The 17286-nt window shown below is 73.3% G+C and carries 17 protein-coding genes and 1 riboswitch; of the genes, 10 read left to right on the forward strand and 7 right to left on the reverse strand.

Annotation, left to right across the window (positions count from 1 at the left end; genetic code table 11):
• Positions 1–352: 352 nt before the first annotated feature.
• Both JOF41_RS25615 and JOF41_RS25620 read right to left on the reverse strand, forming a co-directional pair.
• Positions 353–1000, reverse strand: a complete 648-nt coding sequence (locus JOF41_RS25615) for a response regulator transcription factor (protein ID WP_209622582.1) — start codon at positions 998–1000, stop codon at positions 353–355.
• Positions 997–2124 carry a sensor histidine kinase gene (locus JOF41_RS25620; RefSeq protein WP_189227341.1) on the reverse strand — a complete coding sequence of 376 codons (1128 nt, stop codon included), beginning with the start codon at positions 2122–2124 and terminating at the stop codon, positions 997–999. The genes JOF41_RS25615 and JOF41_RS25620 overlap by 4 nt, the downstream gene beginning before the upstream one ends.
• 166 nt (positions 2125–2290) lie before the next feature.
• On the opposite strand from JOF41_RS25620, the gene JOF41_RS25625 reads away from it, so the two are divergent.
• On the forward strand, positions 2291–2791 hold the full coding sequence (locus JOF41_RS25625; RefSeq protein WP_189227342.1) for a hypothetical protein: 501 nt from the start codon (positions 2291–2293) through the stop codon (positions 2789–2791).
• Between the two features lie 7 nt (positions 2792–2798).
• Here JOF41_RS25625 and metX read toward each other — a convergent pair whose 3' ends face one another.
• Entirely contained in the window at positions 2799–3902 is a 1104-nt protein-coding gene (metX, locus tag JOF41_RS25630) for a homoserine O-acetyltransferase MetX (RefSeq protein WP_209622585.1), read from the reverse strand.
• A gap of 17 nt (positions 3903–3919) precedes the next feature.
• Positions 3920–5209, reverse strand: a complete 1290-nt coding sequence (locus tag JOF41_RS25635) for a bifunctional o-acetylhomoserine/o-acetylserine sulfhydrylase (RefSeq protein ID WP_189227344.1) — start codon at positions 5207–5209, stop codon at positions 3920–3922.
• A 192-nt stretch (positions 5210–5401) separates the two neighbouring features.
• Between JOF41_RS25635 and JOF41_RS25640 the strand changes: the two genes are divergently transcribed.
• Together JOF41_RS25640 and rdmE are read left to right on the forward strand one after the other, a co-directional pair.
• Positions 5402–6409, forward strand: coding sequence for a Gfo/Idh/MocA family protein (locus tag JOF41_RS25640; RefSeq protein ID WP_209622588.1), 1008 nt, complete (start codon positions 5402–5404; stop codon positions 6407–6409).
• A gap of 60 nt (positions 6410–6469) precedes the next feature.
• Positions 6470–7990, forward strand: a complete 1521-nt coding sequence (gene rdmE / locus JOF41_RS25645) for an aklavinone 12-hydroxylase RdmE (protein ID WP_209622591.1) — start codon at positions 6470–6472, stop codon at positions 7988–7990.
• On the opposite strand, the gene JOF41_RS25650 is transcribed toward rdmE, so the two are convergent.
• Positions 7959–9272 carry an MFS transporter gene (locus tag JOF41_RS25650; protein WP_189227347.1) on the reverse strand — a complete coding sequence of 438 codons (1314 nt, stop codon included), beginning with the start codon at positions 9270–9272 and terminating at the stop codon, positions 7959–7961. The genes rdmE and JOF41_RS25650 overlap by 32 nt on opposite strands.
• Positions 9273–9402: 130 nt before the next feature.
• On the opposite strand from JOF41_RS25650, the gene JOF41_RS25655 reads away from it, so the two are divergent.
• Both JOF41_RS25655 and JOF41_RS25660 read left to right on the forward strand, forming a co-directional pair.
• Positions 9403–9753, forward strand: coding sequence for an SSI family serine proteinase inhibitor (locus tag JOF41_RS25655; protein WP_209622594.1), 351 nt, complete (start codon positions 9403–9405; stop codon positions 9751–9753).
• Positions 9754–9820: 67 nt separating this feature from the next.
• Entirely contained in the window at positions 9821–10309 is a 489-nt protein-coding gene (locus JOF41_RS25660; protein WP_189227349.1) for a glutathione peroxidase, read from the forward strand.
• A gap of 400 nt (positions 10310–10709) precedes the next feature.
• On the opposite strand, the gene JOF41_RS25665 is transcribed toward JOF41_RS25660, so the two are convergent.
• On the reverse strand, positions 10710–12080 hold the full coding sequence (locus tag JOF41_RS25665; RefSeq protein WP_189227350.1) for an L-serine ammonia-lyase: 1371 nt from the start codon (positions 12078–12080) through the stop codon (positions 10710–10712).
• Positions 12081–12084: 4 nt separating this feature from the next.
• On the reverse strand, positions 12085–12462 hold the full coding sequence (gene gcvH / locus JOF41_RS25670; RefSeq protein WP_209622596.1) for a glycine cleavage system protein GcvH: 378 nt from the start codon (positions 12460–12462) through the stop codon (positions 12085–12087).
• A 116-nt stretch (positions 12463–12578) separates the two neighbouring features.
• Positions 12579–12670, reverse strand: a riboswitch (glycine riboswitch).
• Positions 12671–12873: 203 nt separating this feature from the next.
• Between gcvH and ald the strand changes: the two genes are divergently transcribed.
• The 5 genes from ald to JOF41_RS25695 all read left to right on the forward strand — a co-directional run bounded on the left by ald (position 12874) and on the right by JOF41_RS25695 (position 17182).
• Positions 12874–13980, forward strand: coding sequence for an alanine dehydrogenase (gene ald / locus JOF41_RS25675; protein ID WP_209622599.1), 1107 nt, complete (start codon positions 12874–12876; stop codon positions 13978–13980).
• Positions 13981–14353: 373 nt separating this feature from the next.
• Complete coding sequence (locus JOF41_RS25680; RefSeq protein ID WP_189227352.1) at positions 14354–14536, forward strand: hypothetical protein; 183 nt, start codon at positions 14354–14356, stop codon at positions 14534–14536.
• Positions 14533–15000: a hypothetical protein gene (locus JOF41_RS25685; RefSeq protein WP_307867532.1), complete on the forward strand. Its 468-nt coding sequence runs from the start codon at positions 14533–14535 to the stop codon at positions 14998–15000. The genes JOF41_RS25680 and JOF41_RS25685 overlap by 4 nt, the downstream gene beginning before the upstream one ends.
• Positions 15001–15047: 47 nt before the next feature.
• Positions 15048–16244, forward strand: a complete 1197-nt coding sequence (locus tag JOF41_RS25690; RefSeq protein WP_189227353.1) for an ATP-binding cassette domain-containing protein — start codon at positions 15048–15050, stop codon at positions 16242–16244.
• Positions 16241–17182, forward strand: a complete 942-nt coding sequence (locus JOF41_RS25695; protein ID WP_229796348.1) for an ABC-2 transporter permease — start codon at positions 16241–16243, stop codon at positions 17180–17182. Before JOF41_RS25690 ends, JOF41_RS25695 begins: the two co-directional genes overlap by 4 nt.
• The last annotated feature ends 104 nt before the right edge of the window (positions 17183–17286 follow it).

A 17286-nucleotide genomic window follows, 5' to 3' on the forward strand; every position in this document is an offset into this window, starting at 1 on the left:
CGCGCAGCGGGGCCCCGCGAGCGCCGTCCCCGTATGACCTGGGCTCGTCCCGACCACGCGTGTCAAGGGGCCCTGAACGCACCACCAACCCCGCGCAAAAGCCTGGGCCCCTTGACGCGCGTGGTTGCCTTCGGCAGGTCATACGGGGACGGCGCGACCCGCCATCCTTGGCGACCTGCCGCGCGGCGAGCGCCCTCTTTGCTGGATAACCCAACCCCAACGACGAACTCGCGGTACCCGAGCGTTCGACTCGCGGTACCCGAGCGTTCGACTCGCGGTACCCGAGCGTTCGACTCGCGGTACCCGAGCGTTCGACTCGCGGTACCTGAGCGTTCGACTCGCGCGGGCGGGGTCAGCCGGGGACGACCAGGCCGGATTCGTAGGCGGCGATCACGGCCTGGGCGCGGTCGCGCAGGCCCAGCTTCATCAGCACCCGGCTCACGTGCGTCTTGACCGTCTGCTCGGCCAGGAACAGGTGCGCGGCGATCTCGGCGTTGGACAGCCCCCGCGCCACCAGCACCAGCACCTCGGTCTCCCGGTCGGTCAGCGCCGACAGCGCCGCGGGCCGGACCGCCCGCGCAGGCCGGGCCTTGACGAAGTCCTCGATCAGCCGCTTGGTCACCGAGGGCGCCAGCAGCGCTTCCCCGCGCGCCACCACGCGCACCGCGGCCAGCAGCTCGCTGGCGGGCGCGTGCTTGAGCAGGAACCCGCTGGCCCCGGCGCGCAGCGCCTCGTACACGTAGTCGTCGAGGTCGAACGTGGTCAGCACGAGCACCTTGACCGGGTCGTCGGCCAGCATCCGGGTGGCGGTCAGGCCGTCCACCTCGGGCATCCGCACGTCCATCAGCACCACGTCCGGGCGCAGCCCGCGCACCTGCCGCACGGCCGCCGCGCCGTCGCCGGCCGCGCCGACCACGGTGATGTCCTCCTGGGCGTCCAGCAGCGCGGAGAACCCCTCCCGCACCATCTCCTGGTCGTCCACCACCAGAACCCTGATCACCGCTCCCCCACCGGAATCCTCGCCCGCACCTCGAACCCCCCGTCGTCGGTGGGCCCGGCGGACACCGAGCCGCCGTGCACCCCCACCCGCTCGCGCATCCCCGCCAGCCCGTGCCCGCCGCCCCCGCCGCGCGAGGGCCCGCCCGCCGTGTTGCGCACGACGACCTCCAGCGCGCCGCCCACGTCGTCCACCCGCACCGACACCTCCGATCCCGGCGCGTGCCGGGCGGCGTTGGTCAGCGCCTCCTGCACCACCCGGTACGCGGTCAGCCCGACCGCCTCGGGCACCTCCACCCGCGCCACCTGCGCCTGCGGGGCCAGTTCCGCGACGTCGGCCAGGCCCGGCTGCGGGGCGCGGTCCGGCCGCTGGTCGGTGGCCCGCAGCACGCCGAGCAGCCGCTGCATGTCGGTGATCGCGGCACGGGCGGCCTCACCCAGTTCAGCGAATTCTTTCAGGCCGTCCTCCGGCAACCCGGTGATCCGGTAAGGCGCGGTCTCGCAGCGCACCACGACCAGCGACATGTGGTGCGCGACCACGTCGTGCATCTCCCGCGCGATCCGGGCGCGCTCCACCAGCGCCGCCCGCTCGTCGCGTTCGGCCTGGTAGCGCTGCTCGGCCCGGCCGCGCGAGCCGAAGGCGTAGGCGAGCAGGAGCACCACCAGCAGCAGGACCGCGGTGGACGGGAAGTAGCCGGGGTCGCCCATGGCCCCGACCAGGTACAGCACACCGCCGGTGAGCACCCCCACCACGAGCACCACACGACCGGAGTACACCAGCCCCACGGACGCCAGCACCGGCAGGTACCAGCACCACTGCCACGGCCCGAGGATGGCCGGTTCGGAGGTCAGCAGCACCCTGGTGACCACCAGTCCCGGCAGCGACAGCCGCCAGGCCAGCAGCGGCGAGCGCAGCACCATCAGCGCGAAGCTGCCCGCGACCACGCCGAACAGCAGCGGCCACCAGCCGTCGGGCTCGTTGTACTCGACGTAGTCGACGCTGACCAGGATGGACACGACCAGCGCGTACACCAGCACCAGCGCCTGCCACAGGCGGCGGAAGCGGGTGTCGACCAGCACCCGCGTGCGGTCGGGCAGCAGCACGACTTGGAGCAGGGCGCGGATCACGTCCAGATGCTAGGCGGGGGCGCCGCCGCGCACATGGGTCCGCGGTGCGTCATACCCGGGTAGCACTCCGGTGCCCCGGAGGACAACCCGTTGCGGCACCCGAAGCCCACGGGGTAGGCAGTACTGCAGAACTGTGCTCCCGTGCCCCCTGATGGAAGATGGCTGAATGCACCCGCAGCAAGATCCGGATCGCTGGGCACGGCTGCACGCCGTGGCCGGTGAGGCCCTGGCCGCCACCAAGGTCGGGGAGGACGCTGTCGCGGTCGACCTCGTGACCGGCTACCTCAGCGGTTCCCCGGAGGGGGACGAGGAGATCCGGGAGCTGGTGCTGCTGCTGTTCTCCGAGTGCAGCGGCATGGTCGCCGCGCTGGGCTCCGGTGGCGCGACCCCGGTGAAGATGCAGGTCTTCGACGAGGACGGCCAGGAGGTGCCGATCGACGACGCGGACCCGCCGGTGCGCACCGCGATCCGCACCCTGCTCGCGGAGGTGCACGGCGACCAGGAGGCCGCCGCCGAGCAGATCGAGATCGCGCTGGCCAACGGCGCTCCCCAGGAGCTGGCCACGGTGGTGCTCCAAGCGCTGCGCTGGACGGTGAAGCTGGCCCTGGAGTGCCAGGCGCGGGCCCTGCCGGTGACCCCGTGGATCGCGGTGGCGCTGGACGAGTGAGGGCCCGTCACCTCGGGCTGCCGACCTCCAGCAGCAGTTCCCGCAGCAGCGCGGCGACCTGCTCCACCTCCAGCAGGAAGGCGTCGTGGCCGTAGGGCGAGGCCACGACGCGCACGCCGTCCGCGCCCGCGATGCCCTCGGCCAGCTCCTCCTGCTGGGCCAGCGGGAAGAGCCGGTCGGAGTCGATCCCGGCGATGACGGTGCGCGCGGTGACCCTCGCCAGCGCCGCGCGCACCCCGCCCCGGCCGCGCCCGACGTCGTGGCCGTTCATCGCCTCGGTGAGCACCGCGTAGCTCTCCGGGTCGAACCGGCGCAGCAGCTTGTCGGCCTGGTGGTCGAGGTAGGACTCGACGGCGTAGCGGCCGTCGTCCTGCACCCGGCGGCCGAACCGGGCCTCCAGCTCGGCCCCGGTCCGGTAGCTCAGGTGCGCGATGCGCCGGGCCAGCCCCATGCCCGCCACCGGGTCCAGCCGCAGCGCGTGCAGCTGGGCGCAGCCCAGCGCGATCTGGTCGGCGGAGCAGGCCGCGGGCGCGGCCAGCACCATCAGCGAGCGCACCCGGTCGGGCCAGGTCACCGCCCACTCCAGCGCCCGCATCCCGCCCATCGACCCGCCGACCACCGCGGCCCACTCCCGGATGCCCAGCGCGTCGGCCAGCAGCGCCTCGGCGGCCACCTGGTCGCGCACGGACACGCGCGGGAACCGCGCGCCCCACGGCAGGCCGTCGGGCGCGGTCTCCCACGGGCCGGTGGTGCCCTGGCAGCCGCCCAGCACGTTCGGCGCGACCACGAACCAGCGGTCGGTGTCCAGCGCCTTGCCCGGCCCGACCAGCGCGTCCCACCAGCCCGGCGTCGGGTGCCCCGGCTCGGCCGGGCCCGCGACGTGGCTGTCGCCGGTGAGCGCGTGCTCCACCAGTACCGCGTTGGAGCGGTCCGCGTTCAGCGTCCCCCACGTCTCGTAGGCGATGCGCAGGGGCAGCCCCGGCAGGGCGCCGCGCAACCACCGCCGACGCCCCTCCGGGTCCCCCTCCCGCCAGCCGCCGCCGGCGGGAGGGGTCTTCCCCGGAGTGGTCCCAGCAGTGGTCCCAGCAGTGGTCCCAGCAGTGGTCCCCAAAGAGGTCCCGGAAGCGGTCACAGGGCGGCTTTGGCGGCCCGGAAGCCCGACTCCAGGTCGGCCTTGAGGTCCTCCAGGCCCTCCACGCCCACCGACAGCCGCACCAGGCCCGGCGTGACGCCCGCGACCAGCTGCTCCTCGGCGGTGAGCTGGCTGTGCGTGGTGCTGGCCGGGTGCACCACCAGGCTGCGCACGTCGCCGATGTTGGCCAGCTGGCTGAACAGCTCCAGCCCGTCGACGAACGCGCGGCCCGCCTCCACCCCGCCGTGCAGCTCGAAGGACACGATCGCGCCCGCCCCCTTGGGCAGGTACTTGCGCGCCAGCTCGTGCCACCGGCTCGACGGCAGCCCCGCGTAGTGCACCTTCGCCACCTCGTCGCGCTGCTCCAGCCACTCGGCCAGCGCCTGCGCGTTGGCCACGTGCCGCTCCAGCCGCAGCGACAGCGTCTCGATGCCCTGCAGCACCAGGAAGCTGGTCAGCGGGGCGATCGCCGCGCCGGTGTCGCGCAGGCCCTGCACCCGCAGCTTCGCCGCGAACGCCCCGTGCCCGAGGGCGGGCCAGTAGCGCAGGCCGTGGTAGCTGGGGTCGGGCTCGTTGAAGTCCGGGAACCGCTCGGCGTCGCCGAAGTCGAACTTGCCGCCGTCGACCACCACGCCCGCGATGGCGGTGCCGTGCCCGCCGAGGTACTTCGTCGCCGAGTGCACCACGATGTCCGCGCCGTGCTCCAGGGGCCGCAGCAGGTACGGCGTGGGCACGGTGTTGTCGACCACCAGCGGCACGCCGACCTCGTGGGCCAGCTCCGCCACCGCGGCCACGTCCAGCACGTTGCTGCGCGGGTTGGCCAGCGACTCGGCGAAGAACAGCTTGGTGTTGGGCCGCACCGCGGCCCGCCAGGCGTCCAGGTCGTCGGGGTCGTCCACGAAGGACACCTCGATGCCCAGCTTGGGCAGCGTGTAGTGGAACAGGTTGTAGGTGCCGCCGTAGAGCGAGGCGCTGGTGACGAAGTGGTCCCCCGCGCGGGCGAGGTTGAGGATGGTGGCGGTGGCGGCGGCCTGGCCGGAGGCGAACGCCACCGCGGCGACGCCGCCCTCCAGCGCGGCGATCCGCTGTTCGAGCACGTCCTGGGTGGGGTTGTTGATGCGGGTGTAGATGTTGCCCGGCTCGGCGAGGCTGAACAGCGCGGCGCCGTGCGCGGTGTCGCGGAAGACGAACGAGGTGGTCTGGTAGATCGGGGTGGCGCGCGCGCCGGTCGCCGGGTCGGGCGACGCTCCCGCGTGGATCTGCTGTGTTTCGAAGGACCAGGACATGGTTGTGCTCCTGAGGGTTTTCCGGCACGCCGGGTCGAGGGGGGCGGTTCAGCTCAGGCGACAGGCCATGCCGGCGACGCGCACGCGCCGCGCGTGCCGAGGTGCCACCAGGCGGTTCATGGGGCTGAACGTAGCCGCGCGCCACCACGTGCGACAGGGCGTCCACGACGTGGGACGCCTAGGGTGGCCGGCATGCGCACCGCACTGATCGGCTACGGGCTCGGCGGAGCCGCGTTCCACGCCCCGTTCCTGGCCGCCACCGAGGGCCTGCGGCTGTCCGCCGTGGTCACCGGCAACCCCGAGCGGCAGGCGGAGGTGCGCTCGCGCTACCCCGACGCCGAGGTGATCGCCTCGGTGGACGAGGTGTGGCGGCGGGCGGACGAGTTCGACCTGGTGGTGGTGACCACGCCGAACCGGTTCCACGCCGAGCACGCGCGCGCCGCGCTGGAGCACGGGCTCAACGCGGTGGTGGACAAGCCGTTCGCCGGGTCCGCCGCCCAGGCGCGGGCGCTGGCGGAGCTGGCCGCCGGGCGCGGGCTGCTGCTGGCGCCGTTCCACAACCGGCGCTGGGACGGTGACTTCCGCACGGTCCGGCGGCTGGTCGCGGAGGGCGCGCTGGGCCGGGTGCACCGGTTCGAGTCGCGGTTCGAGCGGTGGCGGCCGGAGGTGAAGGACTCGTGGAAGGAGTCCGGCGACCCCGCCGACCTGGGCAGCATCGTGTTCGACCTGGGCACGCACCTGGTGGACCAGGCCATCGCGCTGTTCGGCAGGCCGCGGTCGGTGTACGCGGAGGTGCGGGTGCTGCGGTCGGGCGCGCGGGCGGACGACGACGCCTTCCTGGCGCTGACCCACGAGGGCGGCGCGGTGTCGCACCTGTGGGCCTCGGCGCTGGCCAACGACCTCGGCCCGCGCTTCCGCGTGCTCGGCGACCGGGCGGCGTTCGTCTCGCACGGCATGGACCCGCAGGAGGACGCGCTGAAGGCGGGTGCCACGCCGGGCGGCCCCGGCTGGGGCGAGGCGGCGTCCCCCGCCTCCCTCGGCGGTACCCCCGTCCCCTTGGACCCCGGTGCCTACCAGGACTTCTACGCCGCCGTGGCGCAGGGCCGCAGCCCCGTCCCGGTCGCCGACGCGGTGACGGGCCTGGAGGTCCTGGAAGCCGCCTTCGAATCCGCGCGCACCGCCCGCACCATCTCCCTCTGACCGCAGGACCGCCTTCCAACATCTTGCGTGCCAAATCTCTTAGCTTCTAAGATTTTTGGCATGACAACAGACGAGCGCGTGCAAGTACTGGTCGTGGGAGCGGGGCTGGGCGGCCTGTCCGCCACCCTGTTCCTCGCCCAGCGGGGCGTCCGGGTCCTCGGGATCTCCAAGCACGGGGGCACCTCGACGCACCCCAGGGCGACCGGCCAGCACCACCGGACCATGGAGCTGCTGCGCACCGGCGGCGTGGCCGACGAGGTGCTCCAGGGCAGCGAAGGCGTGGACGGCCTGGTCATCAAGGTCGCCGAGAGCCTGCGCGGGCCGGTGCTGCACACCATCGTCCACGACGGCGAGGACCCGGCCTCGGCGCTGAGCCCGGAGCGGCCGGGCCTGTCCGGCCAGGAGCACGTCGAGCCGGTGCTGCTGGACCGCGCCCGCGCGCTGGGCGCGGACGTGCGGTTCCGGACCGAGCTGACCTCCTTCGAGCAGGACGGCACGGGCGTGACGGCGCGACTGCTCGACCGCACCACCGGCCGCAGCAGCACCGTCCGCGCCGACTACCTGGTCGCCGCGGACGGCGCGCACAGCCCGGTGCGGCAGGCGCTGGGCATCGAGCGCACCGGGCGGGGGCGGCTGTCCAGCCACATCGGCATCGTGTTCGACGCCGACCTCGACGACGTGCTCGCCCACGACCGGTTCACCCTCTTCTACCTCCGCAACCCCGCCTTCACCGGCGTGTTCGTCGCCTCGAACACCCCGCGCCGCAACGCGATGGCCGTCGAGTACGACCCGACGCGCGAGTCCCCCGCCGACTACCCGCCCAGCCGCTGCGCCGAGCTGCTGCGCGTGGCCACCGGCCTGCCGGACCTGGAACCGGAGATCGTCGAGACCACCACCTGGGAGATGGCCCACTGGGTGAGCACCCGGTTGCGCGACGGCCGGGTGTTCCTGGTCGGCGACGCGGCCAAGGTGACCCCGCCGACCGGCGGGCTGGGCGGCAACACCGCGATCGGCGACGGCTTCGACATCGCCTGGAAGCTGGCGGCGGTGCTGCGCGGCGAGGCCGGGCCGGGCCTGCTGGACAGCTACGACGCCGAGCGCGGTCCGTACGCGAGGCTGGTGGCCGACGGATCGCTGAACAACTACGTGCGGCGGATGGCCCCGCACCTGGCCGGGCCGGACATCCCCGACCCGGTGGACCCGCACCAGCTCACCCTGGGCTACCGCTGCCGCTCCCGCGCGGTCCTGATCGACGACGACGACCCGGCCCCGATGGAGGACCCGTTCCAGCCCAGCGGCCGTCCGGGTTTCCGCGCGCCGCACGTGCCGCTGGGCGACCGGTCCCCCGCGGACTTCTTCGGCGACTGGACGCTGATCACCCTCGACCCGGCGTGGCGGGACGCGCCGGTCCGCGTCCCCGAACTGGCCGACCCGACCGGGGAGCTGGCCCGCCGCTTCGGCATCGGCGCTCGCGGCGCGAGCCTGCTGCGGCCGGACGGCGTGGTCGCCTGGCGCACCGCCGAACCGCCCGACGACCCGGCGGGCGCGATCAGGGACGTGTTGGCTCGGCTGCTGGGGTGACCGCGCTCGCCTCCGGGCGGCGCATCGTCTCGCCGATCGCCAGCACGCACAGGGCGCTCACCGCGCCGCCCCCGACCAGGTACAGCGACACCGCCCACGAGCCGCCGCCCGCCCAGCCCACCAGCCAGGCCGCGACCACCGGCGACACCCCGCCGCCGAGCACCGCGCCGAGCTGGTAGCTCAGCGACACCCCGCTGTAGCGCACCCGCGTGCCGAACAGCTCGGCGTAGTAGGCGGGCATCGGCCCGAACAGCGCCGCCGACCCCGTGAAGGCCAGCACCATGGCCAGCACCACCAGCCCGGTCCGCTCCGTCTCCAGCAGCGCGAAGAACGGGAACGCGACGGCGGCCAGGAACACGCTGCCGCCCAGCATCACCGGCAGGCGGCCGACCCGGTCGGACAGCCGGGCGAACACCAGGATCGCCAGCGCCTGGGCGAACGCGCCGACCAGGCTCGCGGTGAGCAGCAGCTGGCGCGGCAACCCGAGCTGCCGGGTGCCGTAGGACACGGCGAAGGTCACCACCACGAAGATGAACATGTTGAACCCCAGGTTCACCCCCGCGCCGAGCAGCACCGAGCGCCACGACCGGCGCAGCACCTCGACCACCGGCACCCGCACGGTGCCCCGCTCGGCGCGGGCCCTGCGGAACACCGGGCTCTCCTCCACCGACAGCCGCACGTACAGCCCGACGGCCACGAGCACCAGGCTGAACAGGAACGGCAGCCGCCAGCCCCACGCCAGGAACGCCGGGCCGGACACCGCGGTCGCCGCGGCCATCGCGCCGTTGGCCAGCAGCAGGCCGACCGGCGAGCCCAGGAACGTCCAGCTGCCGTACCACCCGGAGCGGCCCGGCGGCGCGTGCTCGACCGCCATCAGCGTCGCCCCGCCCTGCTCGCCGCCGAGGAAGAAGCCCTGCACGACCCGCAGCAGCACCAGCAGCACCGGCGCGGCCACCCCGATCGACGCATAGGTCGGCAATAACCCGATCAGCGCGGTGCACACACCGGTCACGGTGAGCGTGAGCACCAGCATCGAGCGGCGGCCGATCCGGTCGCCGAAGTGGCCGATGACCACACCGCCCAGCGGGCGGGCCAGGAAACCCGCGCCGAAGGTGGCCAGCGAGAGCAGCACGCCGATCCTCGGGTCGAACGAGGGGAAGAACAGCTTGTCGAACACGAGCGCGGAGGCGGTGCCGTAGAGCAGGAAGTCGTACAGCTCCACCGCGTTGCCCGCCGAACTGGCCAGGGCCACCCTGCGCACTGCCCTCGTCTCGGTCGTCATCCCCCCACCTTGGGCCGGGCGCCGGGGTCTGACCAGCCGCTGACCGCGTGAACCCGATCAGGTTCACCGCCCCTCACACGATGCGGTGAGATCGCTGGAGCGGCGGCGCGGGGCGGGCCACTGTGTCCGCATGGTGCTACTTCCCATGGCCGCGGCCGCCGCCGCGCTGATCTCCGCCGTGCCCGTCCCGCAGTCCTCGTTCGTGCTGTCCGTGCAGACCGACTCGATACGCACCGCGCGGCTGCACTGCGAGCCCGCGGGCGGCGACCACGCCAACGCCGCCGAGGCGTGCGGCGCGCTGTCAGAGGTGGACGGGCGCATCGAGGACCTGGCGACCGAGACCGCGGTCTGCACGTTCCAGTACGCCCCGGTGCGGGTGACCGCCACCGGCACCTGGCGCGGCCGGGAGCGGACGTTCACCTCCGAGTACGCCAACTCCTGCCTGCTGCGTGCGAGCACCGGCCCCGTCTTCGCCTTCTGAGCCGCGCCCGGCTCCCGCCGCCCGGCTCTCGCCGCGCGGTCGCGCCGGGTCCGCGTAGGGTGGCGCCATGAGCGTCCTCGACATTCCCGCCCGCACCCTGTCCGGTGAGCCGACCAGCCTGGGTTCGTTGGGAGGCAAGGCTTTGCTGGTGGTCAACGTCGCCTCCCGGTGCGGCCTGACGCCCCAGTACGCCGGGCTGGAGCGGTTGCAGGAGCGCTACGCGGAGCGCGGGTTCTCCGTGGTGGGCTTCCCCTGCAACCAGTTCATGGGGCAGGAGCCCGGCAGCGCGGAGGAGATCGCGACGTTCTGCTCGACGACGTACGGGGTGACGTTCCCGCTGTTCGAGAAGACCGAGGTGAACGGGCCGTCCCGGCACCCGGTCTACGCGGAGCTGGTGGAGGTCCCGGACGCCGACGGCGAGGCCGGGGACGTGCAGTGGAACTTCGAGAAGTTCCTCGTCGCGCCGGACGGCAAGGTGGTCGCGCGCTTCCGCCCCCGCACCGACCCCGAGGACCCCGCCGTCACCGAGGCGATCGAGTCCGTCCTCCCCCACTGACCCCCGCGAGTCGAACCCTCAGAACCCCCGAGTTCAACGCTCAGGACGACCACGCCCGCCCCCGGCGTCACCCGGTCGCGGGCGTGTCGGGCGTGCCGCCCCCGCGAGTCGAACCTCCAGACACCCTGAATTCAACATTCGCGCACCCCGACCCGCCCTTTCGCGCCCCGACCTGTGCTTTCGCGCGGGTCGGGGTCGCGTGGGTCGGGTGTAGTTACCGGCCCTCCCGGCGGCTTCGGGTAGTACTTGCCCACGCACCAGGGCTGCGCGCGCCGTCCTTGGCGACCTGCCGCGCGGCGAGCGCACGCCCTTGACCCGTCCCGAACGTAGAACTCAGGGGTCCTGAGCGTTCGACTCGCGGTACCTGAGCGTTCGACTCGCGGGGCGGAGGGGGAGGGGGTCAGCACTCGATGACGTTCACGGCGAGGCCGCCTCGCGCCGTCTCCTTGTACTTGTCCTTCATGTCCTTCCCGGTCTCCCGCATCGTCTTGATGACCTTGTCCAGGGACACGAAGTGCGACCCGTCGCCCCGCAGCGCCATCCGCGCCGCCGTGATCGCCTTGATCGACGCCAGCGCGTTGCGCTCGATGCACGGGATCTGCACCAGCCCGCCGATCGGGTCGCACGTCAACCCGAGGTTGTGCTCCATGGCGATCTCGGCGGCGTTCTCCACCTGCTCCGGCGTGCCGCCCAGCACCTCGGCCAGCCCGGCCGCCGCCATCGAGCACGCCGACCCGACCTCGCCCTGGCAGCCCACCTCGGCCCCGGAGATGGACGCGTTCTCCTTGAACAGCACGCCCACCGCTCCCGCCGTGAGCAGGAACCGCACCACACCGTCGTCCGTCGCCCCCGGCACGAACCGCGCGTAGTAGTGCAGCACCGCGGGCACGATGCCCGCCGCGCCGTTCGTGGGCGCGGTGACCACGCGCCCGCCCGCCGCGTTCTCCTCGTTGACCGCCAGCGCGAACAGCGTCACCCAGTCCATCACGCGCAGCGGGTCGGTCGCGTAGTGCTCGCCCATCAGCCGCCGCCGCATGTCCGCCGCCCGCCGCCGGACCTTCAGCCCGCCGGGCAGCACGCCCTGCTCGGTGCACCCGCGTTCCACGCACTCCTGCATGACGTCCCAGATGTGCAGCAGCCCGGACCGCACCGACGCCTCGTCGCGCCAGGACAGCTCGTTGGCCAGCATGACCTCGCTGATCGGCAGCCCGGTCTCGCGGGTGCGGGCCAGCAGCTCGTCGCCGGTGCGGAACGGGTGGCGGACCGGGGTCGCGTCCGGTTTGATCCGGTCCGCCCCGGCGGCGTCCTCGTCCACCACGAACCCGCCGCCCACCGAGTAGTACACCGCGCGGTCCACCTCGGTGCCCGCGCTGAACGCGGCGAAGCTCATCCCGTTGGGGTGCAGCGGCAGCGACTTGCGCCGGTGCATCACCAGGTCGCGGTCCTCGGTGAACGGCACCTCGCGCTCGCCGCCGAGCAGCAGCCGCCCGGAGGACCTGATCCGCTCCACCCGCGCGCCCGCCGCCACCGGGTCGACCTCCTCGGGCCGGTGGCCCTCCAGGCCCAGCAGCACGGCCTTGGCGCTGCCGTGCCCGTGCCCGGTCGCGCCGAGCGAGCCGAACAGCTCGACGTGCACCCGGTCCACCGCCGCCAGCGGGCCGCGCGTGCGCAGCCGGTCGGCGAACATGGCCGCGGCGCGCATCGGGCCCACGGTGTGCGAGCTGGACGGGCCGATGCCGACGGTGAACAGGTCGAAGACGCTGATGGCCACGGCGTCAGTCCCCGGTCAGCTCGGCGTACCGGGCGGCGGTCAGCAGGCCCTCCGCCTCCTCCACGGCCACCTTGAACAGCCAGGCGCGGTACGGGTCGGCGTTGATCGCCGCCGGGTCGTCGACCACGGCCTGGTTGACCTCCACGACTTCGCCGCTGACCGGCGCGTACAGGTCGCTGACGGACTTGGTCGACTCCAGCTCGCCGCACACCTGCCCGGAGGTGACGCGGTCGCCGACCTCGGGCAGCTGCGCGAAGACGATGTCGCCCAGCGATTCGGCGGCGTAGGAGGTGATGCCGACGGGCACGGGGTCCTGGGTGCCCGGCGCCCAGTCGACCCACTCGTGCTCGGGGGTGTACAGCAGCTGATCGGGGTAGGTCACGGCAGCGCTCCTCAGGAGAAGTACGGGTTCCCCTGCTCTGTCCTGGGACCTGAGAGCTTCGCCGCGCGCGCGGCTTGCACCGTGGGTGCGCGCCGGGGCGCGCTTTCCAGAGTCGCCTCGCCCGGACGGTTCTCGGTGCCTGAGAGTGTGCGGGGTGCTTGCTCCTTCGGCGCTCCAGCTCGCCTGGAGGCTCTCCCGCCCGGGTTGCGGTGCCGGGTGGCACCACGGCCGATGTTCAGTTTGCCCTGATGGGCAGACGCTAGGTCCCCGCGTGCGCGGGTGTCAACGCGACCGACCTCCGCCGTTGTGCGGCCGGCACAACGCGGGTTCGTCCCGTTGGTGTTGGCCGCACGATGACACGGGTACCCCGCTCGCGGACCTTTGGCGTAACAGCAGCTGAAGGAGGCGACCGTGCGGATCGCAGTTCCCCGCGAGATCAAGAACCACGAGTACCGCGTCGCGCTGACCCCGGCGGGCGCCCACGAGCTGACCGCGCGCGGCCACCAGGTCTTCGTGGAGGCGGGTGCCGGCCTGGGGTCGGCCATCCCGGACGAGGAGTACCTCGCGGTGGGCGCGAAGGTGCTGGCCTCGGCCGAGGACGTGTGGGCCGAGGGCGAGCTGGTGCTCAAGGTCAAGGAGCCCATCGCCGAGGAGTACCCGCGGCTGCGCCGGGGGCAGGTGCTGTTCACCTACCTGCACCTGGCCGCCGACCGGCCGCTGACCAGGGCGCTGCTGGACGCGGGCACCACGGCCATCGCCTACGAGACCGTGCAGACGCCCGGCGGGGCGCTGCCGCTGCTGGCGCCGATGTCCGAGGTGGCGGGCCGCCTCGCGCCCCAGGTCGGCGCGTTCTCGCTGATGAGGCCCTCCGGTGGCCGGGGTGTGCTGCCCGGTGGCGTGCCCGGTGTGCACCCGGCGCGGGTGGTGGTGATCGGCGGTGGCGTGGCGGGGCTGAACGCCGCCGTGATCGCCTCCGGCATGGGCGCGGACGTGGAGGTCCTGGACACCAACGTCGACCGGCTGCGCCAGATCGACGCGCAGCACCGGGGCAGGCTGCGCACGGTGACCTCCACCCGCTACGCCGTCGAGCAGGCGGTGCGCGAGGCCGACCTGGTGATCGGCGCGGTGCTGGTGCCCGGCGCGAAGGCGCCCAAGCTGGTCGGCAACGAGCTGGTGGCCGACATGAAGCCCGGTTCGGTGCTCGTGGACATCGCGATCGACCAGGGCGGCTGCTTCGCCGACTCGCGGCCGACCACCCACGACGACCCGACCTACCAGGTGCACGGCTCGGTCTTCTACTGCGTGGCGAACATGCCGGGGGCGGTGCCGCGCACCTCGACGTTCGCGCTGACCAACGTGACGCTGCCGTACGCGGTGGCGCTGGCGGACCGGGGCTGGCGGGAGGCGCTGCGCGCGGACGCGGCGCTGGCGCTGGGCCTGAACGCGCACGACGGCGCGCTGACGAACCTGCCGGTGGCGCAGGCGCACGGCATGGCGCACACGCCGGTCGAGCTCTGAGGAACGACGCCTGAGGAACGACCCCCGAGGAACGAGGCCGGGGAACGACACGAGGGGCGTGCCCACCGCGGTGGGCACGCCCCTCGTCGTGAAAAGGCGACCCGCTCAACCAGCCTGGGGGTCACTGGGAGCGGGTCGCAGTGCAATCCTAGCGGGCCAGGGGCCATCCTGCCCAGCGGCCCACCGGACCGGCCCACCTCTCGCCGCCGCGACACCCACGCACAGTGATCGCGCCGTCAAGCTAACGAGTGAATGTCCTAGCTGCGGTTAAGACGGCGCACCGGGCCGGCCGATGGTCCAAGTGGGACGCCACGAGCACGCGGAGCTACCGGCGTCCCCTCAAAGCCCGCCGCACCCCCTGATCGGAGCGCACATGGCTGAATCGCAGGGCTGGATCGCCTGCCACGACCCGTTCGGGCGCGACCGCTCGATGACGGTCCTGGTCGAGGACCACCGGGTGGTCCTCGTCGCCCCACCCGGTGAGTCCGCCGTGATGTCGGTCACCCAGACCTGGCGCCTGCGCCAGCTGCTCGGCCAGGCCGCGGACAGGGTGTGAGGGCCGTGGAGGAGACGCTGCGCGACGCGGTGCTGCACCGGCTCGCCCTGCTCGACGAGGTCGCCGAGCGGGGCGAGGCCGAAGCGCTGGTGCCGCTGGCGCGCGCCGAGATCCACCGGCTGGCCGACGGCTGGCGGCTGCTGCTGACCGTGCACCAGCCCGACGCCGACGGGCGCTGCCGCGCCTGCCCCGGCGTGCTGCGGCACCGCCGGTGGCCGTGCCAGGTGTGGACCATGGCCCACCAGCACCTCATCGGCGACAGCCTGCCGCGCGGCGAGCGCCGGGGACCGCTGCGCAACCCGTTCGCCCGCCCGGCCCGCCAGACCCATCAGGCCCACCCGACCCACCCGACCCGTCCGACGTGGCCCGCCGAACCACCCGCCGAACCGCCCGCCGAGAGCCCCGCCGAGGTCACCACCGAGATCCCGGTGGTCTCGAAACCGCGACACGCCCTCCCGGACTGACCCCCCTAGGGCAGGATGGCGCCCGAGCAGCACACTCGGGAGGACGCGTGCACGACGGCAGTGGCCGCATCGTGGTGCAGGGCTTGACCAAACAGTTCGGTCCGGTCACAGCGGTGCAGAACCTCAGCTTCACGGTGGAACCGGGTTCGGTGACCGGGTTCCTGGGCCCCAACGGGGCGGGCAAGACGACGACCCTGCGCATGTTGCTCGGCCTGGTCACGCCGACCGCGGGCACCGGGTTGATCAACGGCAGGCCGTTCCACCAGCTCGGCAACCCGGCCCGCGTGGTCGGCGCGGTGCTGGAGGCGCAGGGCTTCCACGCCAAGCGCTCGGCCCGCGACCACCTGCGGGTCTACGCCGCCGCGATGGGCGTGCCGGACCAGCGCGCGGACCAGGTGCTGCAGCTGGTGGGCCTGGGCGCGGCGGGCGACCGCAAGGCGGGCGGGTTCTCGCTGGGCATGAAGCAGCGGCTGGCGCTGGCCACCGCCCTGCTGGGCGACCCGCAGGTGCTGGTGCTCGACGAGCCCGCGAACGGCCTGGACCCCGAGGGCATCGCCTGGCTGCGGCAGTTCCTGCAGTCCTACGCGCGCAGCGGGCGCACCGTGCTGGTCTCCAGCCACCTGCTGGCCGAGGTCGAGCAGACCGTCGACCAGGTGGTGATCGTCAGCCGAGGGCAGACCATGTACTACGGGCCGCTGGACAACCTGCGCCAGTCGCAGCGCAGCCGGGTGCTGGTGCAGCCGTCGGACACCGGCGCGCTGGTCACGGCGCTGCAGGCGGACGGGATTACCGCCATCGAGCAGGTGCCCGACGGCCGCATCGCGGTGACCGGCGTGGAGGCCAAGCAGGTGGCCGACACCGCCCTCAAGGCCGGGGTGTCCATCTACGGCATCCAGGAGGAGAAGGCCGACCTGGAGCAGCTGTTCTTCCAGCTCACCAACGGCCAGTACGCGGCGCCGGGCGTGGCCCAGTACCCGCCGCAGCAGCCGGGCGGCGGCAGCGGGTACTACGCGCCCCCGCCGGGTTACCAGCAGCCCGGCTACCCCCCGCAGGGCTACCAGCAGCAGGCGGGCAGCGGCTACTACGCACCGCCGCCCGGCTACCAGCAGGGCGCCCCGCAGGGCACTCCACCGGGCACCCCACCGGGCACCCCACCGGGCACCCCACCGGGCGGCTACCAGCAACAACCACCACCACCGGGCCAGCAGCAGCCGGGCCAGGGCGGCTTCGGAGGCGGCGCGTGACCGAGCAGATGAACTACCAGACCGGCCCGGCGGGCCCGGCCCCGCAGTACCGGCAGCCGTCGATGCTGGGCAACCTGGTCAAGGCCGAGTTCCGCAAGACCACCACCACCGGCCTGTGGTGGGGTCTGATGATCCCGACCGTGCTGATCGCGCTGGGCTGGGCGCTGGCCACCGGCGCCATCGGCAAGGGCCTGATGGACGTGGTCACCAGCGAGGACGCCGAGCAGCTGACCGACCTGATCGGCATCTCCCCGGACCAGTGGCAGGTGTCGCTGTTCGGCATGGCGCGCAGCATCAACGTGGCCACGATCTTCCCGATGATCTTCGGCGGCATGGCGATCTCCAACGAGATCCGCCACCGGACCATCACCACCACCTTCCTCACCGCGCCGACCAGGGTGGCCGCGCTGGGCGCGAAGATGCTGGTCTACGTCGCGTGGGGGGCCATCTACGGCCTGGCGATCGTGGCCGCGGTGAGCATCGGCATCGCGATCACCTCCGACGTGGACGCCCTGCCCTCGGCGGGCGGCTGGCTGGCCATGGCGGGCGTGGGCGTGCTGTCGTCGATCCTGATGACGATGTTCGGCGTGGGCGTGGGCGCGCTGATGACCAGCGTGGTGGGCACGACCGTGGTGCTGCTGCTCTACATGCTGATCATCGAGAACGGCCTGCAGCTGGTGCTGAGCACGCAGGGGCTGCCGGAGCTGATCGGGTTCCTGCCCAACGGCGCGGTCAACGGCCTGACCGGCTCGGTGGCGTCGTCGCTGTTCCTGTCCACGGCGGGCGTGGTGCCCACCGAGCTGGAGGACGTGCTGCGGGCCATCGCGGGCGCGCTGGGCGCGTTCGACTGGTGGCTGAGCGGGTTGATCTTCCTGGTCTGGACGGGGCTGTTCTTCCTGGGCGGCTGGGCCGCCACGCAGCGTCGGGACATCACCTGATCAAGTGAAGTTCGGCACACGAGGGCCGTCTTCCTCCCGGAAGGCGGCCCTCGTCGCGTGCTCGGCCCCCGGATGTGTCGGTGGCCCGACCTACTGTGGATCGG

Source organism: Saccharothrix coeruleofusca, assembly GCF_017876325.1.
Lineage (GTDB): Bacteria > Actinomycetota > Actinomycetes > Mycobacteriales > Pseudonocardiaceae > Actinosynnema > Actinosynnema coeruleofuscum.